This window comes from Stenotrophomonas sp. PS02300 (assembly GCF_029959395.1).
Classification (GTDB): Bacteria; Pseudomonadota; Gammaproteobacteria; order Xanthomonadales; family Xanthomonadaceae; genus Stenotrophomonas; species Stenotrophomonas maltophilia_AD.
The window spans coordinates 17,236-41,778 of the sequence record NZ_JASCOP010000022.1; the positions used below are offsets into that span (position 1 = coordinate 17,236).

Genomic DNA, 24,543 nt, shown 5'->3' on the forward strand with positions numbered 1-24,543 from the left:
GGGATCACGACACCTTGTTGAGCTTGCTGTGGCGGATGCCGTAGCCGAAATAGATCAGCAGGCCCAGCACCGTCCAGCCCACGAACAGGTGCCAATGCACCACGAACGCCTGCCAGAACAGGAACAGGCACGACAGCGCGCCCACCGGGCAGATCACCCACACCAGCGGCACCCGGAACGGACGGGTCAGTTCCGGGCGCGTGTAGCGCAGCACCAGCACGCCGATGCAGACCGTGGCAAAGGCCAGCAGGGTACCCATCGAGACCAGCTCACCCAGCACGTTCAGCGGCATCAGGCCGGCCAGCGTAGCAGCCAGCACGCCCACCACGATCGTGGCCCAGTACGGGGTGCGGAAGCGCGGGTGGACCTTGCCGAACAGCTTGGGAATCAAGCCATCGCGCGAGATCGTGTAGGCGATGCGGGTCTGGCCCATCATCATCACCAGCACCACCGAGGACAGGCCGGCGATGGCGCCGATCTCCACGGCGGTCTTCAGCCAGGACAGGCTGGCGTAGGGTTCCAGCGCGGTGGCCACCGGCTTGTCGGTGCCCAGCAGGTTGTACGGCATCATGCCGGTCAGTACCGCGCACACGATGATGTACACGATGGTGCACACCGCCAGCGAGCCGAGCAGGCCGATCGGCATGTTGCGCTGCGGGTCCTTGGTTTCACCGGCCGCGGTGGAAACCGCATCGAAGCCGATGTAGGCGAAGAACACGATGGTGGCCGCACGGAACACGCCGCTCCAGCCGAACTCGCCCGACACGCCGGTGTTTTCCGGGATGAAGGGGGTCCAGTTGGCGACATCGATGTGCTGCGCGCCAAAGCCGATGAACAGGCAGATCACGGTCACCTTGATGGCCACGATGATCGCGTTGACGAACGCCGACTGGGTCACGCCCACGTACAGCAGGCCCGACACCGCCGCCACGATCAGCACCGCCGGCAGGTTGAACAGCTTGCCGGAGGAGATGAACTCCTGCCCGGTCCAGCTGATCGGCGCCGCGCTGAGCGCGTCCGGGAACGGCATGTTCAGCGTGGTGGTGATGAAGCTGATGAGATACGCCGACCAGCCCACCGCGACCGAGGCCGAAGCGAACAGATATTCCAGCACCAGGCACCAGCCGATGAACCAGGCCATGCCTTCGCCCAGGGTGGCGTAGGAGTAGGAGTAGGCGCTGCCCGAGACCGGCATCATCGCCGCGAACTCGGCGTAGCACAGGCCCGCCAGGGCGCAGGCGAAGCCGGCGATCACGAACGACAGCATCACCGCCGGGCCGGCGTGGTTGGCGGCCGCCTGGCCGGTCAGCACGAAGATACCCGCGCCGATCACGGCGCCGATACCCAGCATGATGAGATGTTTCGCCGTGAGGGTCCTTTTCAGCGAGGCTTCGCCGTCCAGGCTGCCTTCAATCGGTTCGCCGGCATCGACGTGCCCGGCCGGCTCGACCGGTTTGACCCTCAACAGAGACTTCAGCATGCAGTGCTTCCCAGGTGGACGTTGGTGCGGGGCAGGCCCCGCGAAATAAAAAGGTAAGTGGGCGATACGTTGCCGCGCACTTGATTGGTGACCGGCCGCCCCAAAGGAACGGCCCGCTGTACCTTAGCCAAAGCTGAAGCCTGCGCACAAGCGCAAATGCAGCATGCCGGGCGATAATCTGCCAAATCCGCCTGATTGCCCGGTTGCCATGTCGTCAAACCCTGAATCCGTTGTAGCACTTGACGCCGCCCTGCGCGGCCAACTGGCCGATTACGCCCGCCGGCACCCCGAACACGCCGCCTTGGCTGACGAATTCAGCACATTGCTGGACGACCCGGAAAACCCCTTCCTGCGCGACCGGCTGGCCGGCCATTTCACCGGCAGCGCCTGGCTGGTCAGTGCCGATGGGGCGCGGGTGCTGCTGACCCATCACCGGAAGTTGAACCGCTGGCTGCAGCTGGGCGGGCATGCCGATGGCGTGCGCGACCTGGCCAGGGTGGCGCTGACCGAGGCCGAGGAGGAATCCGGCCTGGCCGGGCTGGTGCTGGAGGACGGGGCGGTGCTGTTCGATATCGACAAGCACTGGATTCCGGAACGGCATGACGTGCCCGGCCACTGGCACTACGACGCGCGCTACGTGGTGCGGGCGGTGGGCAGCGAAGCCTTCGCGATCAGCGAGGAGTCGCTGGCGCTGGCATGGCGTGACGTCACCGACGTGGCCAATGCCGCGATCGAGACGCCGGACGGCGACGATTCGTTGCCGCGAATGGCCAAGCGCTGGCTCGCACGTTGACCCGGTAGGGTCGCATCCCGATCGACCGCCCACCGTGGTGCAACGTTCGGTTGTGGCATGAACATTGGCGGAAACAACGCGTTTCGTTTGGAGGTCATGCCTTCGTCGCGCCGATCACCGTTATCGGCAGTCGATTGGGATGCGACCCTACCGCGGAGCGATCAATACAGAACGCGCGTCCGCAGCGTGCCCGGAATCGCGGCCAGTTCTTCGCGCACGGCTGCGGCCTGCGCTTCGCTGGCGGTGATGTCGATCACCACGTAGCCCACCTTCGGGTCGGTGCGCAGGAACTGGCCGTCGATGTTGACGTTGTGGCGCGAGAAGATCTCGTTGACCTTGGACAGCACGCCCGGCACGTTCTGGTGGATGTGCAGCAGGCGCAGGCTGTCGGCATGCTCGGGCAGGGTGACTTCCGGGAAATTGACCGCCGACAGCGTGCTGCCGTTGTCGCTGTAACGCACCAGCTTGGCGGCCACTTCCACGCCGATGTTGTCCTGCGCTTCCAGGGTGCTGCCGCCCACGTGCGGGGTGAGGATCACGTTGTCGTGCGCGGTCAGCGGCGACACGAACGCATCGCCATTGCCCTTGGGCTCCACCGGGAACACGTCCAGCGCCGCGCCACCGATATGGCCCGAACGCAGCGCCGCATCCAGCGCATCGATGTCGACCACGGTACCGCGTGCGGCATTGATCAGGTGTGCGCCCGGGCGCATGCGCGCCAGCTGCGGCGCGCCGATCAGCCACTGGGTGGCCGGGGTTTCAGGCACGTGCACGGTGACGATATCGGCGCGGGCGAGCAGGTCGTCCAGGTCGATGGCGGCGCGGGCATTGCCCAGCGACAGCTTGGTTTCGATGTCGTGGAAGATCACCTGCATGCCCATGGCTTCGGCCATCACGCCGACCTGGGTGCCGATATGACCGTAGCCGATGATGCCCAGGGTCTTGCCGCGCACTTCATGGCTGCCGGCGGCCGACTTGGACCAGCCGCCGCGATGGCATTCGGCATTCTTCTGCGGAATGCCACGGGTGAGCATGATCGCTTCGGCAATGACCAGTTCGGCCACGCTGCGGGTGTTGGAGTAGGGCGCGTTGAACACCGGAATGCCGGCCAGCTCGGCCGCTTCCAGGTCCACCTGGTTGGTGCCGATGCAGAAGCAGCCCACCGCCATCAGGCGCTTGGCGTGGGCCAGCACCTCGGCGCTGAGCTGGGTGCGCGAGCGGATGCCCACGATGTGCGCTTCGGCGATGCGCGCCTTGAGTTCGTCTTCGGGCAGGGCCTTGCTGTGCAGTTCGATCTGCGAATAGCCGGCGGCACTGAACACGTCGATGGCCGTCTGGCTCACCCCCTCCAGCAACAGCACGCGGATATCCTGCTTCGGGAATGAGGTCTTCTTCGGCGACATGGGCAAGCGGCAGCATGTTGGGCGGGAGCTGCCCACTATGCCAGATCGGGGCGGGGATGGTGCGGTGCGCCATGGGGTTGCGGACGGTTTCAATTGCAAGCGAAGTCAAGGGCGGCGACGCCATTCACGAGGTGCGTTACCCTTTGGGGTTCCTTGTCCTGCTTCCGTTGCCATGACCGATCCGCGCCTTGAATTGCTGTTGCAGGACTGCCCCGGGCTGCGGCTCACCACCGAGCCGGCCGAGCTGGAGCATTACGGACGCGATTGGACCCGGCGCTGGACGCCGGCCCCCCTGGCCATCGCGCTGCCGGGCAGCGTGGAACAGGTGCAGGCCATCCTGCGCTGGGCCAGTGCCCAGGGCGTAGCGGTGGTGCCTTCCGGTGGCCGTACCGGCCTGAGCGGCGGCGCGGTCGCGGCCAATGGCGAGCTGGTGCTCAGCCTGGAGCGGATGAACAAGCCGCTGGCCTTCGATGCGGTGGACCGCACGCTGACCGTGCAGGCCGGCATGGCGCTGGAGGCGGTACACAATGCGGCGCTCGAACACGGCCTGATCTATCCGGTCGACTTCGCCGCACGCGGCTCCTGCTCGATTGGCGGCAACATCGCCACCAATGCCGGCGGGATCCGCGTGATCCGCTACGGCAACACCCGCGAGTGGATTGCCGGCCTGAAGGTGGTCACCGCCAACGGCGAACTGCTCGAGCTGAACAAGGGGCTGATCAAGAACTCCAGCGGCTACGATTTCCGCCAGTTGCTGATCGCTTCCGAGGGCACCCTGGGGGTGATCGTGGAAGCCACGCTCAAACTCACCGATCCGCCGCCGGCCAGCAACGTGATGCTGCTGGCGCTGCCGTCGTTCGAGGTGCTGATGCAGGTGTTTGCCGCCTTCCGCGAGCGCATGCAGCTGCAGGCCTTCGAATTCTTCACCGACCGGGCGCTGGAACACGTGCTGGCGCATGGCGCGCAGGCCCCGTTCGACGAGGTGCATCCGTTCTACGTGGTGACCGAGTTCGCCGCCGGCGATGAGGTGCAGGAGGCTGCGGCGATGGCCGCGTTCGAGGCCTGCATGGAGCAGGGCTGGGTGAGCGATGGCGTGGTCAGCCAGAGCGATGCGCAGGCCGCGCAGCTGTGGCGCCTGCGCGAGGGCATCACCGAGGCGGTAGCGCGCTACAAGCCCTACAAGAACGATGTGTCGGTGCGCATTTCGGCCATGCCGGCGTTCATGGCGCGCACCCAGACGCTGATCGGCGAGGCCTACCCGCACTTCGATGTGGTCTGGTTCGGCCATATCGGCGACGGCAACCTGCACATCAACGTGCTCAAGCCCGATGCCACCGACGATGCGCAGTTCCTGCAGCAGTGCGAGCACGTGACCAAGCTGCTGGCGCAGGTGCTGAAGGACTTCGATGGCAGCATTTCGGCCGAACATGGCATCGGCCTGGTCAAGAAGGGCTACCTGGACAGCACCCGGGGCGAGGCGGAAATCGCGCTGATGAAGGCGGTCAAACGTGCGTTTGATCCCCAAGGGTTGCTGAATCCGGGCAAGGTATTTGACCTGTAGCAGGCGACAGAATTTCACGCAGCCGATACGCTCTGCGCTTTCCTGTCTTGAATGACCCGAACATGATGCGATCGATCCTGCTCCTTGCCGTGCTCGCCCTGCCGCTGTCGGCCTTCGCTTCCAGCTTCGCTGGTTCCTCGGCCGGTTCCGCTTCCGGCGCGTCTTCGGCCGGCTCGTCCAGCTCGGACGACGACAAGGTGGTGGTCGACGCCCGCGAAGACGCGGCGGCGTTCGTGGCCACCGACGGTGCCATCCGTGGCGCCCGCCTGGAAGCGGCCCTGCTGCACCTGCGCGAAACCGGCGCCGCCCAGCGCGACGCCAGCGACATGCAGCTGGCCCAGGCCCTGCTGGCCCGCTGATGCAGCTTCGCCGCCGGGCCCTGCGCCGATGCGCGGCGGTCCTGGCGGCGTTGCTGGCCGTCCCGACCGCCCAGGCCGCCCTGCAGCTTCAGCTGCAGGCGGACGGGCTTGATCCTGGCCAACGGGCGAACGCCGAGCAGGTGCTGCAGCAGGCACCTGCGCTGCTGCCCGCGGCATGGCAGGCGCGCTTCGCCGCCCCAGTGACCATTTCCTGGTCGGACCGGCTACCCGAGTCTGTGCATGGCCGTGCCCGCAGGAACGCGATCACGCTGCGGCGCAACCTGCTGGATGAGGTGCAGCCCGGCCAGCCGCTGCCACGCGCGGTGCAGGCGGCGCTGATCCATGAATTGACCCACGTGCTGGACCGTGCCGCTGACGGCCGCTGGTCGAACACCGCCCGCTGGCGTGACCTGGCCGGCTGGCAGCAGCACCCGTGGCGATGGGGACGCGGCGACAACGCGTTCACCGAACGCAGTCCCGACCCGTACGAGCGCCACAGCCCGGCCGAATACCTGGCGGTGAATGCCGAGCATTACCTGCTCGATGCCGATTTCGCGTGCCGCCGCCCGGCGCTGGCGGCGTGGTTCGCAGACCACATTGGCTCCGGGCCGCAGGCCGCATGCGACCCGCGCGTGGCGCTGGTGCAGGCCGGCGATGTCACCGGCGAAGCCTCGCTGCTGGAGCTGGATCCGCAGCGGGTGTATGCAGTCGATTACCTGTTGGCCGAGGGCAACGACCAGCTGATGAGCCGCTGGGGCCACAGCATGCTGCGGCTGGTGATCTGCGCGCCGGGGCGCCCGCGCGCCCCGGCGTGCCGGCTGGATCTGGCCCAGCACCGGGTGCTGTCGTTCCGCGCGTTCGTCGGCGATGTGCAGATTTCCAGCTGGCGCGGGCTCACCGGCGCTTATCCGTCGCGGCTGTTCGTGCTGCCGCTCAACCAGGTGATCAACGAGTACACCCAGCTGGAGCTGCGCGGGTTGAAGTCGGTACCGCTGGCGCTTGATGAAAGCGACATCGCCAGCCTGCTGGAACGGGTGGGCCAGGTGCATTGGAGCTATGACGGGCGCTACCGCTTTGTCAGCAACAACTGCGCGGTGGAAACCGGCAAGCTGCTGCAGGAAGGCGTGCCGCGCTGGGCCGACCCCGGCCTGAACCGGCTCAGCCCCGGTGGCCTGCTGCGTCGACTCGAGCGGCAGGGCCGTGCCGATGGCGCGGTGCTGGACGACCGCCGCGAGGCGATGCGGTTGGGTTACTACTTCCCCTCGGCGCAGGCGCATTACCAGCAGTTGTTCGATGTGGCGCGTGCAGAACTGGCATTGCCGACGGCGAAAGTGACTGCGTGGCTGGAACTCCCGGCGGCGCAGCGTGCGCAATGGGCGGAGCGTGGCGGATTGCGTGCGACATCAGCGATGTTGTTGCTGGAGCAGGCGGCGCGGTACCGGGAAGAGCTGCGCGCGCGCGATGGGCTGAAGCGGGCGCTGGGGGGTGCGGATGCGGGCGGCGATGAAGCGCACGCGGCGTTGCTCGCGCTGTTGGACGATGCCGGGCAGCTGGTGAATCCGGCCGGATTGGTGGGCGGTGACGGCTATGGCCTGCCGACGGCGGGGGAGCGTGTCATCGCGGCCGAGGCTGCGAAACAGATCAGTGCACGTGGGGTGCCGGCATGGACGGCGTTGCAGACGCAGATGCGTGCGCGGTTGCCGGCGGCGCAGCAGCAGGAGCTGGCTACGATCGATGACACGCTGGCCCGATTGGGAAGCCGCATGCGCCAATTGGCGCGCGAACAGGCGTATTTCACCGCCGGTCACGCGGGCGGGGCTAGGATCTGCGGTTGAACCAGAACATCGGCAAGGAGTCGAACATGCGCGTATCTCCCCTCATCCTCAGCCTGGCCATCGCCACCGGCCTGGCCGCGTGCCAGCCGGCGCAGCAGGCCGACAGCGCGACCTCTGGGCCCGTCGCGGCCGGCAACGAAACCCCGCCGCCGGCGGCCGCGCCGACCTCGGATGAACGCGTGTATGCCTTCCAGTGCGGCGACCTGCCGGTACAGGCGACCTACCGCGGCCAGGATTCGGCCACGGTGGTGGTCGGCGGGCGCACCTTCGTGATGGCCTCGGACACCGCCGCCTCGGGCGCGAAGTTCAGTGACGGGCAGGGCAACGTGTTCTGGACCAAGGGCACCACCGAAGGCACGCTGACCCTCAAGGGCGAGCCGGACCGCAGCTGCACCGGATCGGGCAAGGAAGGCGAGATTGCTGCCGCCGCCGCGAGTGCAGCCGCGCCGCCCGAGTTCCGTGCCACCGGCAACGAGCCGGGCTGGCTGGCCCAGGTCAGCGCCGGCGAAAACCCGGTGCTGCGCGTGGAGACCGGTTACGGCGAGCAGAAATTCGAAGTGGTCGCGCCGACCCAGGGCAAGGATGGCTGGTCGGGCAAGGCCGCCGATGGCACCGACATCAAGGTCAGCTTCCAGCGCACGGTCTGCCATGACGACATGAGCGGGCAGGCATTCGGCGCCACCGTGATGCTCACGGTGGGCGCGCGCCAGTACCACGGCTGTGGCGATTTCGCCGGGGCGCCGGCCTTGGCCGAGCGCCGCGCCCCATGACCACGGGGCGCCAGTGCGATAAATGCGTCGCCACGCGCCATGATCAATTCCGCGTCGAGAAGGAAAATGATTCTGGCGCGTGTTGCGCGCAGTCACGAACGTAAAAGCAGCCGGGCAGGGCCCGGCTCTTGGTCAGTCCGCGCGGCCGGCGAACTCGCCGGTCGCGGTGTTGACCAGCACGCGCTCGCCGTTGGAGATGTACTCCGGCACCATGATTTCAATGCCGGTGCTGAGTTTGGCCGGCTTCGGGCGCTTGGTGGCGGTGCCGCCCTTCAGCTCCGGCGGGGTCTCCACCACTTCCAGCACCACGCTGCTCGGCAGCTGCACGGCCACCGGCTGGTCATCGATGACCTGCACGTAGATGCCGGTCAGGCCGTCGGTGATGTAACCGGCGTCGTCGCCGATGACATCGGCATCGAGGGTGTACGGGGTGTAGTCCTCGTCATCCATGAACACGAACGCGTCGCCGTCCTTGTACGAATAGGTGGACTGGCGGCGCAGCAGTTCGACTTCCGGCAGGTTGTCGTCGGCGTCGAAGCTGGCGTCCAGCTTGTTGCCACCCGGCACGCTGTACATGATGAAACGGAAGCGGACGTTGCCGCCGCGACCCTGCGGCGAGCTGCGCTCGATGTCGCGGATCTGGTAAACGCCGCCGTTGTATTCGACGACGTTGCCTTTCTTGATGTCGTTGGCTTTCATGTAATGAAGGTCGGTTCGTGGGAGGTAATGGTGCTTGCTTACTTGGGTGCCAGGCGCACCGCACCGTCAAGGCGGATGGTCTCGCCGTTGAGGTAGGTGTTGGTCAGGATGTGGCCGACCAGGCCGGCGAAATCTTCCGGCTTGCCCAGCCGCGGCGGGAACGGGATGGAGGCGGCCAGCGATTCCTGCACGGCCGGCGGCATGCCATCGACCATCGGGGTCCAGAAGATGCCCGGGGCGATGGTCATCACGCGGATGCCGAAGCGCGACAGCTCGCGCGCCATCGGCAGGGTCATGCCGACCACGCCACCCTTCGAGGCGGCATAGGCGGCCTGGCCGATCTGGCCTTCATAGGCGGCCACGCTGGCGGTGTTGATGATCACGCCGCGCTCGCCATCGTCGCCGGCGGTGTTGTGCTGCATGCGGTTGGCTGCGGCCTTGGCCACGTTGAAGCTGCCCACCAGGTTGACCATGACGGTGTTCTGGAAGGTGGCCAGCGGCATCGGCGCCTCTTTGCCCAGCACGCGGCCGGCGCCGAGGATGCCGGCGCAGCTGACCACGGCGTTCAGACCGCCCAGGAACGCGTGCGCGGCGTCGATCTGCGCGGCCACGGCGGCTTCGTCGCTGACATTGGTGCTGAAGTAGCGGGCGTTGGCGGCGCCCAGCTCGGCAACGGCGGCGGCGCCCTTGTCGTCATTGAGGTCGAACAGGGCCACCTTGGCGTCGTGGGCGACCAGGTGCTGGGCCACCGAGAGGCCGAGGCCGGAAACACCGCCGGTAACGACGGCGCGGACGGAAGACAGCTGCATTGCACGATCCCGCAGGTTCAAGAGCCGCCGATTCTAGCGGATGCCGGCCCGTTCGCCGTTGTGCAGCGCAGGCGGACGCTCAGCGGCGCGGCGGCAGGCGGCGGGCGAACTCGTCCGGGGCCATGCCCGGCGCGAACAGGAAGCCCTGGCCGACGGTCACGCCCATGTCGTGCAGGAACCGGCGCTGCTCCTCCGATTCAATGCCTTCGGCGACCAGGCCCAGCCCCAGGCTGCGGGCGATGCCGCACACGGCCTCGCACACGGCCACATCCGAGCGGTTGCCGGGGACGCCTTCGACGAACATCTGGCTGAGCTTGAGCCCGTGGATGGGCAGGCGGCGCAGGTAGTTGAGCGCGCTGTAGCCTTCGCCGAAGTCGTCGATGGTCAGCAGCACCCCCATCTCGCGCAGGCGGGCGAAGGTCTGCAGGGTGTCGGGCGCATCCTCGATCAGTACCCGCTCGGTGAATTCCAGCTCCAGCGCGCTGCCGGGCAGGCCGTACTGGTCCAGCGCCTGGCGCACGTTGCGGGCCAGGTCCTCGCCGACGAACTGGCGGTAGGACACGTTCACCGCCACCCGCACGATGCCCAGCCCGTCGTCCTGCCACTGGCGCACCTGACGGCAGGCCTCGTTGAGCACCCACAACCCGATCCGCACGATGTCGCCGGTGCTTTCGGCGTGGCCGATGAAGATGTCCGGGCGCAGTTCGCCCAGCTGCGAGTTGCGCCAGCGGATCAGCGCTTCGGCCGCCACCAGCTGGCCGGTATGCAGGTTCACCTGTGGCTGGTAGACCAGGTGGAACTCGTCATCGTCCAGCGCGCGGTGCAGGCGGCTTTCGATCTGCAGGCGGTCGTGCTGGCGCTGCGCCAGCTCCGGGGAAAACACCTGCCAGCCGTTGCGGGTGCGCCGCTTGCAGTCGTACATGGCGATGTCCGCGTTCTGGATCAGCTGCTGCGGGCGCAGCCCGTCCTGCGGCGCTCGGGCGATGCCGATGCTGGTGGTGACCGAGAACTCGTCGCTGCCGAACCGGAACGGGGTGGAGAAGGCGCGGGTGATCGCCTCGGCCAGGCGCTCGGGCTGGTCGGGTTGGTCGCGGGTGTCGCAGACCACCAGGAATTCGTCGCCGCCAAACCGCGCCACCAGCCCTTCGGTGCCGATCGCGGTGGAAATGCGGCGGGTGGCATCGATCAGCAGTTCGTCGCCGGCGTTGTGGCCGAGCAGGTCATTGACGGTCTTGAAGCGGTCCAGGTCGATGTACAGCACGCCCACCTTGCAGTGGGTGGGGCTGCCCATGCGGGCGGCCAGGTCGGTGAGTACCGCATCGCGGTTCATGATGCCGGTGAGCGGGTCGGTGCGGGCCTGGATGCGCAGGGTTTCTTCGGCGTGCTTGCGCGAGGTGATGTCCTGCACGGTGCCGGCGATGCGCGCGGCGTTGACGTCGCCGGCCTCGGCCTCGCCGATCATGCGCACCCAGAACGAATGCCCGTCGCCGCGCTGGCCCTGCAGCTCCAGCTCGAACGGTACCTGGCGGTCGATCACGTCCAGCAGCGCCTGCTGCAGCTGCGAGCGGTCGTCCAGGCGCAGGCAGTCCATCAGGTGCGCCATGTCCTGCAGCGGCAGCTCCTGGCCGAGGATGCGCGCGGCTTCATCGGTGAGGTACAGGCGCTGCAGGCCGCGGTCCCATTCCCACCCACCGATGTGCGCCAGTGACTGGGCGCGGTCGAACAAGGTGTTGTTGCGCTTGAGTTCGGTGATGTCGCTGAACAGCCCGAACACGTGGTCGGGGCAGTCGCGTCCATTGCCGTACACCGGCACGTTGGTCGTGGAAATCCAGATCATGCGCCCACGTGGGCGGTGGTACAGGCCGACGATGGTGCTGCGGACGATGCGCCCGCGCAGCAGCGCTTCCGCTGCCGGCCACTGGTCGCGGGTGAGTGGATGGCCGTGTTCGTCCACGCTGATCCAGTCGTCCGGGCTCAGCATGGCGGCCAGGCTGCCGCCATTGCCCTGCGTGCCCAGGATGCGGTGCGCGGCCGGGTTGGCCGAGATCACGCGCAGGTCGCGATCGAACAGGATCACGCCCTTGTCGATCGATTCCATCAGCAGCCGGTAGCGCGATTCGGCCTGCCAACGGCTGCTCAGGTCGCGCGCCACCGCCACGATGCAGTGCTCGCCCTGGTGCTCGAAGCCGGCCGAATGCACTTCCACCGGGAAGCGGCTGCCGTCACCGCGCATGTTGGTGACTTCGATGACGTAGGTTTCGCCCCGGCGCAGCGCTTCCCAGACCGGATCGAGGTGATCGTTGGGAAGGTCCGGATTGAGCAGCTCGATCGGCTGGCCGATGATGTCTTCGCGGGCTCGGCCATAGGCACGTATGCCGGCCTTGTTGAGGTCCAGCACCACGCCGGATTCGCTGAGGATGCTGACCGGATCGGGCACCGCATCGAACAGTGCCGCGTAGCGGCGCAGGGCCAGCTGGCGCTCGTCCATGGCTTCCTGGAGGGCCTGCTGCACATCGCGCAGCAGGGCGTGCAGGTCGTCGCCGGGCGGTTGCGCCAGCGCCTGTTCCAGGGCCGCCAACGCGTCGACGTGCCCGGTGAGGTGATCACCGACCGCAGCATCCGTGCGCGGGCGGCGTCGGCTCATGTCGCGGCCAGGGCCCTGCCGGCCTTGCTGCCGGTTTCGCGGCCGAGCCGCGCGGCCAGCCAGCGGCCGGTGGCGGCCAGTGCCGGCAGGTCGATGCCGGTACGCATGCCGACGCCATGCAGCAGGTACACCACGTCTTCGCTGGCGACGTTGCCGCTGGCGCCCTTGGCATACGGACAGCCGCCAGCGCCGGATACGGCTGAATCAACGACGCGCACGCCTTCGTCCAGGCATGCATCGATGTTGGCCAGCGCCTGGCCGTAGGTATCGTGGAAATGCACGGCAAGGGCGGGCATCGGCACTTCGCTGGCCACCGCGCGCAGCATGGCGCGGGCCTTGCGCGGGGTGCCCACGCCGATGGTGTCGCCCAGCGAGATTTCGTAACAGCCCATGTCGTGCAGCGCGCGTGCGACGCGCACCACCTCGCTGACGGCGACCTCGCCCTGATAGGGGCAGCCGAGCACGGTGGACACGTAGCCGCGCACTTTCACCCCGTCGACGCGGGCGCGCTCGAGGATCGGCGCGAAGCGCGCCAGCGATTCATCGATGCCGGCATTGGTGTTGGTGCGGTTGAAGGTTTCCGAGGCCGCGGTGAACACCGCCACTTCCTCCACGCCCACCGCGCGGGCGCGGTCGTAGCCCTGTTCGTTGGGCACCAGCACCGGGTAGGCGATGCCAGGGCGGCGTTCGATGCCGGCATAGACCTCGGCGGCATCGGCCAGCTGCGGTACCCAGCGCGGGCTGACGAAACTAGTGGCTTCGATGGTGCGCAGGCCGGTCAGCGAGAGCTGGCGGATCAGCTCGATCTTGTCGGCGGTGGCCACCGGCTGGGCTTCGTTCTGCAGTCCGTCGCGCGGACCGACTTCGACGATGCGGACGAAATCATCCATGCCGATGCTCCCCATGGAAGGGAAGACGCACAGCCTGCAGTGGACGGGTGGGGGATGGGGTCACGAAAGTTCCTGGCGAAGTGGAGCGACCCAGGTTTCCCTGTGGGCCATGAAAGGGGGATACGCGGGATGGGCGGCAAAGCGGCCAGCGCGGGTCAGGCGGGGCGGTGGCAGACCGCTTCGACATTGTTGCCATCCGGATCCAGCACGAACGCGCCGTAGTAGTCGGGGTGGTAGTGCTCTCGGATGCCGGGTGCGCCATTGTCGCGGCCGCCAGCGGCCAGCGCGGCGCGATGGAACGCATCCACCTCGTCGCGGCTGCCGGCGCTGAAGGCAACGTGCACGCCGCCGTGGGCGCCGGGCGTGCTGCCGATCCAGAAATCCGGCTTGCCGGTGCGGCCGAACCCGGCGTGGGCGTCCGCACCGGTCTGTTCGGCGCTGACTTCCATCACCACGCGGATGCCGAGCGGGGCCAGCGCCTGCTGGTAGAACGCCAGGCTGCGCGCGAAATCGCTGCAGCGGATACCGATATGGTCGAGCATGGGGACGTCCCTCAGTCCTGGGTAACCCAATGGGGAGCGCGCTTGTCCAGGAAGGCGCCGAGGCCCTCCTGGCCTTCCTCGGACACCCGCAGGCGGGCGATCAGGGCGGCATTGTCGCGGTCGGTTGCGTCGCGGTCGCGTCCGATCGTCACCCGGCGCACCAGCTCCTTGGCCGAGGACGAGGCGATCGGGCCGGCCTTGTCGAGCAGGCCCAGCTGGCGCTGGACCGCCTCATCAATCCGTTCAGGTTCGATCAGCTGGTGCACCAGGCCGATGCGCAGGGCGGTGTCGGCGTCGAAGTGCTCGCCGGTGGCAAACCAGCGCCGCGCCTGGCGCGGGCCAATCGCATCGATGACATAGGGGGAGATCACCGCCGGCAGCAGGCCCAGCCGGCTTTCGGTCAGGCCGAAACGGGCGGTGGTGCTGGCAATGGCGATATCGCAGCAGGCCACCAGGCCCACGCCGCCGCCGAACGCCGCCCCGTGCACCCGGGCGATGGTCGGCTTGGGCAGTTCATCCAGGGTGCGCATCAGCCGGGCCAGCGCCAGCGAATCCTGGCGGTTGTCTTCCTCGCTGGCGGCGGCCATGCCGCGCATCCACTGCATGTCGGCACCGGCCGAGAACGAGGCCCCGGTGGCGGCCAGCACCACCGCGCGGACCTGCTCGTCGCGGCCGGCCGCTTCCAGCGCGGCGGTGAGCTGGGCGATCAGCCCGGCGTCGAAGGCGTTGTGCAGGGTAGGGCGGTTCAGCCACAGGGTCAGCACGGCCGCGCTGCGTTCAATTCGTAAAGCGTCACTCATCGGGGGCCTGCGCCTGCTCCATACATGTATGGATCATAGCGGCCCATGGGCCCCGGGCCATGACGCGGCGCGGCGATGCTAATATTGATAACCATTCTTATCGACCGAAGGCGACCTGTGACGTTGTCCGATCTGCCGCTGCACGGCTCCGCTCTGGTGGAGTCGGTGCGCGACCTCCATGCAAACGACGCCATCGCCCGGCGGCTCAGGGAACTGGGTTTCGTCAAGGGTGAAGATGTGCGTCTGGTAGCCCGTGGTCCCATCGGCGGCGAGCCGCTGCTGGTGCAGGTCGGGTTCACCCGTTTCGCCCTGCGGATTTCCGAAGCCAAGCGCATCGACATCACCGCGGTTGCAGATGGAGCGGCCGCATGAGCGCCGCCGCCACCCTGCGCATTGCCCTGGTCGGCAACCCCAACAGCGGCAAGACCGCGCTGTTCAACCAGCTGACCGGCAGCCGCCAGAAGGTCGCCAACTACACCGGCGTGACCGTGGAGCGCAAGGAAGGCCGCCTGCGCGCGCCGTCCGGGCGTGAATTCGCCGTGCTCGACCTGCCGGGCGCCTACAGCCTGCAGCCGGCCAGCCTGGACGAAGCGATCACCCGCGACCTGTGCCGGGGCTTCTACCCGGGCGAGGCCGCCCCGGACGTGCTGCTGTGCGTGATCGACGCCACCAACCTGCGCCTGCACCTGCGCTTCGCGCTGGAACTGCGCGAGCTGGGCAAGCCGATGATCGTGGCGCTGAACATGGTGGACGCGGCCGAGCGCCGTGGCATCAAGATCGACGTGCCGGCGCTGGAACAGGCCCTGGGCGTGCCGGTGGTGGAAACCGTGGCCGTGCGCCGCAACGGTGCCCACGCGCTGGTAGAGCGGCTGGATGCGATGGTGCCGCACCTGGATGCCCCGCTGGTGGCCGCGGTTGCCGGGGAAGCGGACTACCACGCCCAGGTGCGCGGCATCCTCGCCGCCGCAGTGAGCATGCCCACCCGCACCGCCAAGATCGACGACGCGCTGGACCGCTGGCTGCTGCACCCGGTGTTCGGCTTGATGACCCTGATCGTGGTCATGTTCCTGATCTTCCAGGCGGTGTTCGCCTGGGCCACCCCGATGATGGACGGCATCGAGGCCGGCTTCGGCTGGCTCGGCGAAGTGGTAGGCGCCAACCTGCCGCCCGGCCCGCTGACCAGCCTGCTCACCGACGGCATCATCGCCGGCGTCGGCGGGGTGGTGGTGTTCCTGCCGCAGATCCTGATCCTGTTCGCCTTCATCCTGGCCCTGGAAGAATCGGGCTACCTGCCGCGTGCCGCGTTCCTGCTCGACCGCATGATGGCCTCGGCCGGCCTCTCGGGCCGTTCGTTCATCCCGCTGCTGTCCAGCTTCGCCTGCGCGGTGCCCGGCATCATGGCCACCCGCAGCATCCAGGACCCGCGCGACCGCCTCGCCACCATTCTGGTCGCCCCTCTGATGACCTGCTCGGCGCGCCTGCCGGTGTACGCCCTGTTGATCGGCGCGTTCATCCCGCAGAAGACCCTGTGGGGCTTCGTCAGCCAGCAGGGCCTGATCCTGTTCGCCCTGTATGCGGCCGGCATCTTCAGCGCCCTGGCGATGTCGTGGGTGATGAAGAAGTGGCGCCGCGACAAGAGCGAGCACCCGCTCATGCTCGAACTGCCGTCCTACCGCATCCCGCACCCGCGCGACCTGGCCGTGGGCCTGTACGAGCGCGGCATGATCTTCCTCAAGCGCGTGGGCGGCATCATCCTCTCGCTGACCATCCTGCTGTGGGTGCTGCTGTCGTTCCCGGGCGCCCCCGAAAACGCCACCAACCCCGCCATCGACTACAGCTTCGCCGGCCAGATCGGCCACGCCATGGCCGTGTTCTTCGCCCCGCTGGGCTTCAACTGGCAGATCTGCATCGCCCTGATCCCCGGCATGGGCGCCCGCGAAGTGGCCGTCTCCTCCCTGGCCACCATCTACGCCCTGTCCGCCGCCGACGATGACGCCGCCATCCAGGCCCTGACCCCGGTGGTCGCCAACGGCTGGTCGCTGGCCACCGGCCTGTCCCTGCTGGTGTGGTTCATCTACGCCCCGATGTGCATCTCCACCCTGGCCACCATCAAGCGCGAAACCAACTCCTGGAAGCAGGTCGGCTTTGCCACCTTCTACCTGTTCGCGGCCGCCTACCTCGCCGCACTGGTCACCTACCAGGTGACCGTGGCCCTGGGCGGCGGCTGATGAGCACCGGCCTGCTCCTGCAGTACATCGTGGTCGCGCTGATCGTCCTGATCAGCGCCTGGGTAGTGCTGAAAAAGCAGTTCCCGGGCACCGTACGCAAAGCGCGCGGCGCGATAGCGCTGGGGCTGATCAGGCCCGAGCGCGCCAACTGGCTGCAGGCACTAGGCCGAAAGATCGCACCACCGGCCACCGGCAGTGGCAGTGCTTGTGGCGGTTGCGACAGCTGCGGCCCAACGCCGCCCAAGCAACACTGATCAACCGACACACCATGCTCTTGGCCCCGTCACCGACAACATGTCGAGGGCGGGGCCGGGGTAGGTTTGCGGGGGTGTGAGCGGCATGGATGCCGCGACCAAGCCCCCAAGGATGGGTTCACGGCGTCCCCCGCGGGCCTACCCCGGACCCGCCCAGCCAGACGGCAACGCAGAGCCGACGCACTTGATCTTGATCTTGACGTTGAAGTTGACGTCGATGTTGGCGATTGCCCAATCCAAGCCCATTCGCTAGCCTGCGGGCATGACTACTCCCCCCATTCGTTTGCTCATCCACGGCGCCTCCGGCCGCATGGGCCAGGCCCTGCTGCGCCTGGCGGCCGAACGCGACGACCTGCAGGTCGTTGCCGCCGTCACCCGCCGCTCGCCCGCCCAGCGCGTGGTCGACGGCGTCCCGCATTTCGCCGCCAGTGAACTCCACGGCGCGCCCCAGTTCGACGTCGCCATCGACTTCAGCCTGCCTGAAGGCTTCGACCCCGTGCTGGCCCTGTGCGTCGAGCGCGGCGCAGGGCTCGTTTCCGGCACCACCGGCATCAGCGAAACCCAGCGCCAGGCCCTGATCCAGGCCGCCACCAAGATCCCGCTCGTGTGGGCGTCCAACTTCAGCCTCGGCGTGGCCGTGCTCGATGAACTCGTCGAACGCGCCGCCGCCGCCCTGGCCGGCTGGGACTGCGACATCGTCGAATCCCACCACGTCCACAAACAGGACGCCCCCTCCGGCACCGCGCTCACCCTCGGCGCCGCCGCCCAGAAGGGCGGTGCCCAGCCGCACTACGCCAGCCTGCGCGCCGGCGACATCGTCGGCGAACACCTCGTCCAGTTCACCGGCCTCGGTGAGCGCATCGAACTGACCCACCGCGCCACCAACCGCGACATCTTCGCCCGTGGCGCCCTGTTCGCCGCCGTGCAGCTGAACGGGCGCGCCCCCGCCAGCTACCGCGTCCGCGACCTGCTCGCCGCCAGCGCAACCTGAACACGCGCACCGGCCACGCCTGAACCCCAGGGTGGCCGGACGCTCCCGTACGCTGGCGATTGCAAGCAAACGCTGGCGTTGGAGGGGGGTTGCCTTTACAATTCCCGCTCGCCGAATCACGACAGCCGGACCGGTCCCGCACCGCAGTCCGCGCTTTTTTGCAACCGCTTTTCCGTGAAGCGTGGCGTGACTTCGGTGACCCCTCGGTAGCCAAAGTGAGATTCCCGTGACCCAAGCCGCAATCCTCGTCCTCGAAGACGGCACCGTATTCGAGGGCGAATCCGTAGGCGCGCCCGGCCTGTCCGTCGGTGAGGTGGTGTTCAACACCGCCATGACCGGTTACCAGGAAGTGCTGACTGATCCCTCCTACGCCCGGCAGATGGTCACGCTGACCTACCCGCATATCGGCAATACCGGCCTTACCGACCAGGACGACGAAGCCCACAAAGTGTGGTCGGCCGGCCTGATCGTGCGCGACGTGCCGCGCCGTCCCAGCAACTGGCGCAGCCAGGTCTCGCTGCAGGACTGGCTGCTGCAGCGTGGCGTGGTCGCCATCTCCGGCATCGACACCCGCAAGCTCACCCGCATCCTGCGCGAGCGCGGCGCGCAGAACGGCGCCCTGATGGCCGGTGACGACATCAACGTCGACGTTGCCCTGGAAGCGGCACGCAAGTTCCCCGGCCTGAAGGGCATGGACCTGGCCAAGGTGACCAGCACCGACAAGGCCTACAGCTGGAACGAGGGCCAGCTCGACCTGGATTCCAACACGTTCGTCAGCGCCGCCCCGCAGTACAAGGTGGTGGCCTATGACTTCGGCGCCAAGCTCAACATCCTGCGCATGCTGGCCGAACGCGGCTGCGACATCACCGTGGTGCCGGCCCAGACCCCGGCTGCCGAAGTGCTGGCGATGAACCCCGATGGCGTGTTCCTGTCCAACGGCCCGGGCGACCCGGAGCCGTGCGACTACGCCATTGAAGCGATCAAGGTGTTCCTGGACAAGAAGGTGCCGGTGTTCGGCATCTGCCTGGGCCACCAGCTGCTGGCACTGGCCTCCGGCGCCAAGACCGTCAAGATGGGTCACGGCCACCACGGTGCCAACCACCCGGTGCAGGACCTGGACGACGGCCGCGTGATGATCACCTCGCAGAACCACGGCTTCGCGGTGGATGAAGCCACGCTGCCGGCCACCCTGCGCGTGACCCACCGCTCGCTGTTCGACGGCACCAACCAGGGCATCGCCCGCACCGACGTGCCGGCGTTCTCCTTCCAGGGCCACCCCGAAGCCTCGCCGGGCCCACACGACGTCAGCCCGCTGTTCGACCGCTTCATTGCCCTGATGGGCGGGAAGCAGAATGGCTGATCGGGCTCTCCTTGCGGTCCTTCTCCTGGTACTTGCATGGCCGGCAGCAGCTTCGCCGGTGAGCCAGCAGACACTGGCCCAGCTGGCCAGCCGGTTTGGTTACTACCAGACGATGGAGTCGATGCGCAAGGAAATGAGCAAGCGTCTTGCTTCGTCCGCCCAGATCGCGCAGCTGCCCGAGGCGACGCAGGCGTGCATGGTCGATGTGATGATCGATGCGGTGGCCGATTGGAACCTCGAGCCGTTGCGGACGGCGCTGAAGGTCGATGGTGAGGCCGAAGCGGCCGTCTGGCTGGCTTTCTTCAATACACCGGCAGGTGCGCAGTACAGCAAGGACTGGAGCGCTGTGATGATGGCTGCTGCCTCGGGCGTCGCGCCCGGGGATCTGCCCGTTCCGACTACGGCGCCTTCGGCGGAAGTGGATGCGTTTGTTGCCCGGCCTGCTTGGAGTGCGTTCATACGCGAATTGGATGCGCATGATTCCACCCTCAGCGCCGAGCGTGCCAGCGCGGTGCGGGAACAGTTGTTGAGCCGTTGTGATGTCGCTCCCAAGAACTGACTCGGAAAAGCAGATGCCCATGCGCAACCCATCTATTGCTTCGAGACCAGCTGACTGCCGCTTTGCACATGCCCGGCAGCCAATGCATGGATGGGGCGGGCTTGCCAAACGGCATGTCTGCATTGCCGCCCTGCTGATCGCCATGGTCCCGTCCGTCCATGCCGCCGAGGCGTCCCGGAGCTCAGTTAAAGCGCTCAACCATGCGCTGGGCATGGACGCATTCTGGGCGAAGACGTACGACGTCATGATTGGTAGCGGCTTCTTGGCCGAGTTCAACCGCAGCATCGACGACGCCCAGCGCGCTTGCGTTTCCGATGAGTTAAAGAAAGGCTTGGAGCACCACGCCACCAACAGTGTGATCATGGGCTTGGGTAGTACGGGTCAAGATGACGTTGATGCGTGGATGACGTTCCTTGCCACGCCAGCAGGACAGTGGTTTGGCGACGCCTTCTCCTCGCATATGCAGGGCGCACTAGTACCAGCTAACGCCGAAGCGATCAGGTCGGGCGGCCAGCCTGCCGCGCGATCGTTCCCCACCCCGCCACATTCCCTTTTCAGCGCACTTCAGACGTTCGCTTCCTCCCCAACAGCCAAACGCGTATTGGCAACCTACGGCGACCTGCAGAACCCGACCGAAGGCGACTATCGGCGGATGATGAAGACGATGGAAGCCACGTGCGGTGTGAAGTTCCAAGCACCTAATTACTGATCGCAGCGTGCGATCCCCCCGACCACGCTGTACGGATTACCGAGAAGACAATGCCAAAGCGTTCTGATCTAAAGACCATCCTCATCATCGGTGCCGGCCCGATCGTCATCGGCCAGGCCTGTGAGTTCGATTACTCCGGCGCCCAGGCCTGCAAGGCCCTGCGTGACGAGGGGTACCGCGTGGTGCTGGTCAACAGCAATCCGGCCACCATCATGACCGACCCGGAGATGGCCGACGCCGTCTACATCGAGCCGATCAACTGGCAGACGGTTGAGAAGATCATCGCCAAGGAAAAGCCCGACGCCCTGCTGCCCACCATGGGTGGCCAGACCGCGCTGAACTGCGCCCTGGACCTGGCCGACAATGGTGTGCTGGAGAAGTACAACGTCGAACTGATCGGCGCCAAGCGCGATGCGATCCGCATGGCCGAAGACCGCGAGCTGTTCCGCGTGGCCATGGGCGAGATCGGCCTGGAATGCCCGAGCGCGGCCGTGGCCCATACGCTTGAAGAAGCCATCGAGATCCAGACCCGCGTCGGCTACCCGACCATCATCCGCCCCAGCTTCACCCTGGGCGGCAGCGGTGGCGGCATCGCCTACAACCGCGAAGAGCTGGTCGATATCGTGACCCGCGGCCTGGAACTGTCGCCGACCACCGAAGTGCTGGTGGAAGAATCGGTGCTGGGCTGGAAGGAATTCGAGATGGAGGTGGTGCGCGACACCGCCGACAACTGCATCATCGTCTGCTCGATCGAGAACCTGGACCCGATGGGCGTGCACACCGGTGACTCGATCACCGTGGCCCCGGCCCAGACCCTGACCGACAAGGAATACCAGCGCCTGCGCGATGCCTCCATCGCCGTGCTGCGCAAGATCGGCGTGGATACCGGCGGTTCGAACGTGCAGTTCGGCATCAGCCCGACCACCGGCCGCGTCGTTGTCATCGAAATGAACCCGCGCGTGTCGCGTTCGTCGGCGCTGGCCTCCAAGGCCACCGGCTTCCCGATCGCCAAGGTCGCCGCCAAGCTGGCGGTCGGTTACACCCTGGACGAATTGAAGAACGAAATCACCGGCGGCCTGACCCCGGCCTCGTTCGAACCGTCGATCGACTACGTCGTCACCAAGATCCCGCGCTTCGCCTTCGAGAAGTTCCCGGCCGCCGATGCCCGCCTGACCACCCAGATGAAGTCGGTGGGCGAGGTGATGGCGATGGGCCGCACCTTCCAGGAATCGCTGCAGAAGGCACTGCGTGGCCTGGAAACCGGCAAGATCGGCCTCGACCCGACCGGCCTGGACCTGGCCAACGAAGACGACATCACCACCCTGAAGCGTGAACTCAAGGCCCCGGGCCCGGAGCGCCTGTTCTTCGTGGGTGATGCATTCCGCGCCGGCTTCAGCGTGGAAGACGTGTTCGCGCTGTCGCACATCGACCCGTGGTTCCTGGACCAGATCGAAGAGATCATCCAGGCCGAAACCCAGCTGGCTGCCGATGGCCTGGACGCACTCGACGCCGCCCGCCTGCGCAAGCTCAAGCGCGCCGGTTTCTCCGATGCGCGCCTGGCCGAGCTGACCGGCACCAACGAAGCGGGCGTGCGCGCGCTGCGCCGTGCGCTCAAGGTGCGCCCGGTGTACAAGCGCGTGGATTCCTGCGCCGCCGAGTTCTCCACCAGCACCGCCTACCTGTATTCGACCTACGAGGACGAGTGCGAAGCGGCGCCGAGCAACCGCGACAAGATCATGATCCTGGGCGGCGGTCCGAACCGCATCGGCCAGGGCATCGAGTTCGACTACTGCTGCGTGCACGCGGCGCTGGCGCTGCGCGATGATGGGTTCGAAACCATCATGGTCAACTGCAACCCGGAAACCGTCTCGACCGACTACGACACCTCCGACCGCCTGTACTTCGAGCCGCTGACGCTGGAAGACGTGCTGGAAATCGTCGAGCTGGAACAGCCCAAGGGCGTGATCGTGCAGTACGGCGGCCAGACCCCGCTGAAGCTGGCGCGCGCGCTGGAAGCCAACGGCGTGCCGGTGATCGGCACCTCGCCGGACTCCATCGACCTGGCCGAAGACCGCGAGCGCTTCCAGCAGCTGGTGGACAAGCTGGGCCTGAAGCAGCCGCCGAACCGCATCGCCCGCAACGACCAGGAAGCCCTGCTGCTGGCCCGCGAGATCGGCTACCCGCTGGTGGTGCGCCCGAGCTACGTGCTGGGCGGCCGTGCGATGGAAATCGTCTACGGTGAGTCCGACCTGGCGCGCTACGTGCGCGATGCGGTCAAGGTCTCCAACGATTCGCCGGTGCTGCTGGACCGCTTCCTGGACAACGCGGTGGAAGTGGACGTGGACATCATTGCCGACAAGGACGGCAACGTGCTGATCGGCGGCGTGATGGAGCACATCGAGGAAGCCGGCGTGCATTCGGGCGATTCGTCCTGCTCGCTGCCGCCGTACTCGCTGTCGGCCGAGACCCAGGCCGAGCTGCGCCGCCAGGTGGTGGAGCTGGCCAAGGCCCTGAACGTGGTGGGCCTGATGAACACCCAGTTCGCGATCCAGGCCGGCGAGAACGGCGAGGACATCGTGTACCTGCTGGAAGTGAACCCGCGTGCCTCGCGCACCGTGCCGTTCGTGTCCAAGGCCACCGGCATGCCGCTGGCCAAGATCGCCGCGCGCTGCATGGCCGGCAAGACCCTGGCCGAGCAGGGCGCGACCAAGGAAATCGTGCCGGACTACTACTCGGTCAAGGAAGCGATCTTCCCGTTCGCCAAGTTCCAGGGCGTCGACCCGATCCTCGGGCCGGAAATGCGCTCCACCGGTGAGGTGATGGGCGTGGGCCGGAGCTTCAGCGCCGCCTTCGCGCGTGCGCAGGAAGCCGGTGGCATCAAGGCACCGCCGCTGGGCAAGGCCTTCGTGTCGGTCCGTGACCCGGACAAGAAGCGCGTGCTGCCGGTCGCACAGGCACTGCTCGAGCGCGGTTACAGCCTGGTGGCCACCCGTGGCACCGCGGCGTGGCTGCAGGAGCACGGCATGCAGTGCGAGATCGTCAACAAGGTCGTCGAAGGCCGCCCGCACATCGTCGATTCGATCAAGAACGGCGAGATCGTGTATATCGTCAACACGACCGAAGGGCGTGCGGCGATCAACGACTCGTTCTCGATCCGTCGCGAGGCGCTGCAGCACCGCGTCACCTATTCGACCACCATTGCCGGCGCCAAGGCGCTGGTGCAATCACTGGAATTCCGCGGTACCGGCCCGGTCTGGTCGCTGCAGGAGCTGCACAAGGAGTTGAACGCATGAGAGCACCGATCACCCTGAAGGGCGCGCAGCGTCTGCGCGAAGAGCTTGACCACCTGAAGTCGGTCAAGCGCCCCAAGGTCATCGCGGCCATTGCCGAGGCACGTGAACACGGCGATCTCAAGGAGAACGCCGAGTACCACGCCGCGCGCGAAGAGCAGGGCTTCATCGAAGGCCGCATCAAGCAGCTGGAAGGCGAGCTGTCGCATGCCGAGATCATCGACATCACCAAGCTCAACGCCGGCAGCAAGGTCGTGTTCGGCGCTACCGTCGAGCTGGCTGATGTGGAAAGCGATGAAGAGAAGCGCTACCAGATCGTGGGCGACCTGGAGGCCGACATCAAACTCGGCCTGATCGCGATTTCCTCGCCGGTGGCGCGTGCCATGATCGGCAAGAACGAGGGCGACAGCATCGTGATCGACGCCCCGGCCGGGCAGCGCGAGTACGAAATCGTCAGCGTCCAGTACCTGGACTGACCTGACCATGGCCACGGCAACCCTGTTGCTGCCGGCGCGCAGCCGCTTCCCGGCGGCTGCGTTGCCTGATGACGTGGCCAAGGCGCTCGGC

Annotated in this window: 22 protein-coding genes; 14 read left to right on the forward strand and 8 right to left on the reverse strand. The window is 67.1% G+C overall.

The features are described 5' to 3' along the window. Positions 1-4: 4 nt before the first annotated feature. Positions 5-1,480: an amino acid permease gene (locus tag QMX79_RS06620; protein WP_282245564.1), complete on the reverse strand. Its 1,476-nt coding sequence runs from the start codon at positions 1,478-1,480 to the stop codon at positions 5-7. Positions 1,481-1,688: 208 nt separating this feature from the next. On the opposite strand from QMX79_RS06620, the gene QMX79_RS06625 reads away from it, so the two are divergent. Beyond that, positions 1,689-2,273 (forward strand): NUDIX hydrolase, encoded by a 585-nt coding sequence (locus QMX79_RS06625; protein WP_282245566.1) that lies wholly within the window; start codon positions 1,689-1,691, stop codon positions 2,271-2,273. Between the two features lie 161 nt (positions 2,274-2,434). Here QMX79_RS06625 and serA read toward each other — a convergent pair whose 3' ends face one another. Continuing rightward, entirely contained in the window at positions 2,435-3,676 is a 1,242-nt protein-coding gene (gene serA / locus QMX79_RS06630) for a phosphoglycerate dehydrogenase (RefSeq protein WP_282245568.1), read from the reverse strand. Between the two features lie 172 nt (positions 3,677-3,848). On the opposite strand from serA, the gene QMX79_RS06635 reads away from it, so the two are divergent. The 4 genes from QMX79_RS06635 to QMX79_RS06650 all read left to right on the forward strand — a co-directional run bounded on the left by QMX79_RS06635 (position 3,849) and on the right by QMX79_RS06650 (position 8,201). Then, the gene (locus QMX79_RS06635) at positions 3,849-5,237 is read left to right on the forward strand and encodes an FAD-binding oxidoreductase (protein WP_282245570.1); all 1,389 of its coding nucleotides are present in this window, start codon (positions 3,849-3,851) and stop codon (positions 5,235-5,237) included. Between the two features lie 62 nt (positions 5,238-5,299). Then, entirely contained in the window at positions 5,300-5,596 is a 297-nt protein-coding gene (locus tag QMX79_RS06640; protein ID WP_214905713.1) for a DUF2388 domain-containing protein, read from the forward strand. After that, positions 5,596-7,431, forward strand: coding sequence for a DUF4105 domain-containing protein (locus tag QMX79_RS06645; protein WP_282245574.1), 1,836 nt, complete (start codon positions 5,596-5,598; stop codon positions 7,429-7,431). The genes QMX79_RS06640 and QMX79_RS06645 overlap by 1 nt, the downstream gene beginning before the upstream one ends. A 26-nt stretch (positions 7,432-7,457) precedes the next feature. Continuing rightward, entirely contained in the window at positions 7,458-8,201 is a 744-nt protein-coding gene (locus QMX79_RS06650; RefSeq protein WP_282245576.1) for an MliC family protein, read from the forward strand. A gap of 132 nt (positions 8,202-8,333) precedes the next feature. Here QMX79_RS06650 and yeiP read toward each other — a convergent pair whose 3' ends face one another. The 6 genes from yeiP to QMX79_RS06680 form a co-directional block, all read right to left on the reverse strand. Next, positions 8,334-8,900 carry an elongation factor P-like protein YeiP gene (yeiP, locus tag QMX79_RS06655; protein WP_282245578.1) on the reverse strand — a complete coding sequence of 189 codons (567 nt, stop codon included), beginning with the start codon at positions 8,898-8,900 and terminating at the stop codon, positions 8,334-8,336. Between the two features lie 38 nt (positions 8,901-8,938). Continuing rightward, the gene (locus tag QMX79_RS06660; protein WP_282245580.1) at positions 8,939-9,709 is read right to left on the reverse strand and encodes an SDR family NAD(P)-dependent oxidoreductase; all 771 of its coding nucleotides are present in this window, start codon (positions 9,707-9,709) and stop codon (positions 8,939-8,941) included. 79 nt (positions 9,710-9,788) lie between these two features. Further along, entirely contained in the window at positions 9,789-12,353 is a 2,565-nt protein-coding gene (locus tag QMX79_RS06665) for an EAL domain-containing protein (protein WP_282245582.1), read from the reverse strand. Next, on the reverse strand, positions 12,350-13,243 hold the full coding sequence (locus QMX79_RS06670; protein WP_282245584.1) for a hydroxymethylglutaryl-CoA lyase: 894 nt from the start codon (positions 13,241-13,243) through the stop codon (positions 12,350-12,352). Before QMX79_RS06670 ends, QMX79_RS06665 begins: the two co-directional genes overlap by 4 nt. A gap of 155 nt (positions 13,244-13,398) precedes the next feature. Then, positions 13,399-13,785, reverse strand: a complete 387-nt coding sequence (locus QMX79_RS06675) for a VOC family protein (protein WP_282245586.1) — start codon at positions 13,783-13,785, stop codon at positions 13,399-13,401. An 11-nt stretch (positions 13,786-13,796) separates the two neighbouring features. Then, positions 13,797-14,585, reverse strand: a complete 789-nt coding sequence (locus tag QMX79_RS06680) for an enoyl-CoA hydratase-related protein (protein WP_282245588.1) — start codon at positions 14,583-14,585, stop codon at positions 13,797-13,799. A 117-nt stretch (positions 14,586-14,702) separates the two neighbouring features. Here QMX79_RS06680 and QMX79_RS06685 point away from each other — a divergent pair, with 117 nt between their 5' ends. The 9 genes from QMX79_RS06685 to greA all read left to right on the forward strand — a co-directional run bounded on the left by QMX79_RS06685 (position 14,703) and on the right by greA (position 24,452). Next, complete coding sequence (locus tag QMX79_RS06685; RefSeq protein WP_093536239.1) at positions 14,703-14,957, forward strand: FeoA family protein; 255 nt, start codon at positions 14,703-14,705, stop codon at positions 14,955-14,957. Beyond that, positions 14,954-16,813 carry a ferrous iron transporter B gene (locus QMX79_RS06690; protein ID WP_282245597.1) on the forward strand — a complete coding sequence of 620 codons (1,860 nt, stop codon included), beginning with the start codon at positions 14,954-14,956 and terminating at the stop codon, positions 16,811-16,813. Before QMX79_RS06685 ends, QMX79_RS06690 begins: the two co-directional genes overlap by 4 nt. Next, entirely contained in the window at positions 16,813-17,067 is a 255-nt protein-coding gene (locus QMX79_RS06695) for a DUF6587 family protein (RefSeq protein WP_282245599.1), read from the forward strand. The genes QMX79_RS06690 and QMX79_RS06695 overlap by 1 nt, the downstream gene beginning before the upstream one ends. A gap of 262 nt (positions 17,068-17,329) precedes the next feature. Beyond that, the gene (dapB, locus tag QMX79_RS06700; protein ID WP_282245600.1) at positions 17,330-18,058 is read left to right on the forward strand and encodes a 4-hydroxy-tetrahydrodipicolinate reductase; all 729 of its coding nucleotides are present in this window, start codon (positions 17,330-17,332) and stop codon (positions 18,056-18,058) included. 226 nt (positions 18,059-18,284) lie between these two features. Then, positions 18,285-19,418 carry a glutamine-hydrolyzing carbamoyl-phosphate synthase small subunit gene (carA, locus tag QMX79_RS06705; RefSeq protein ID WP_282245602.1) on the forward strand — a complete coding sequence of 378 codons (1,134 nt, stop codon included), beginning with the start codon at positions 18,285-18,287 and terminating at the stop codon, positions 19,416-19,418. 58 nt (positions 19,419-19,476) lie between these two features. Continuing rightward, complete coding sequence (locus QMX79_RS06710) at positions 19,477-19,977, forward strand: hypothetical protein (RefSeq protein ID WP_282245603.1); 501 nt, start codon at positions 19,477-19,479, stop codon at positions 19,975-19,977. A 19-nt stretch (positions 19,978-19,996) separates the two neighbouring features. After that, a complete protein-coding gene (locus QMX79_RS06715; RefSeq protein ID WP_282245604.1) occupies positions 19,997-20,686 on the forward strand; it encodes a hypothetical protein in 690 nt (229 codons plus the stop codon). A gap of 50 nt (positions 20,687-20,736) precedes the next feature. Beyond that, on the forward strand, positions 20,737-23,979 hold the full coding sequence (carB, locus tag QMX79_RS06720) for a carbamoyl-phosphate synthase large subunit (RefSeq protein ID WP_282245605.1): 3,243 nt from the start codon (positions 20,737-20,739) through the stop codon (positions 23,977-23,979). 8 nt (positions 23,980-23,987) lie between these two features. Continuing rightward, a complete protein-coding gene (gene greA / locus QMX79_RS06725; RefSeq protein WP_282245607.1) occupies positions 23,988-24,452 on the forward strand; it encodes a transcription elongation factor GreA in 465 nt (154 codons plus the stop codon). The last annotated feature ends 91 nt before the right edge of the window (positions 24,453-24,543 follow it).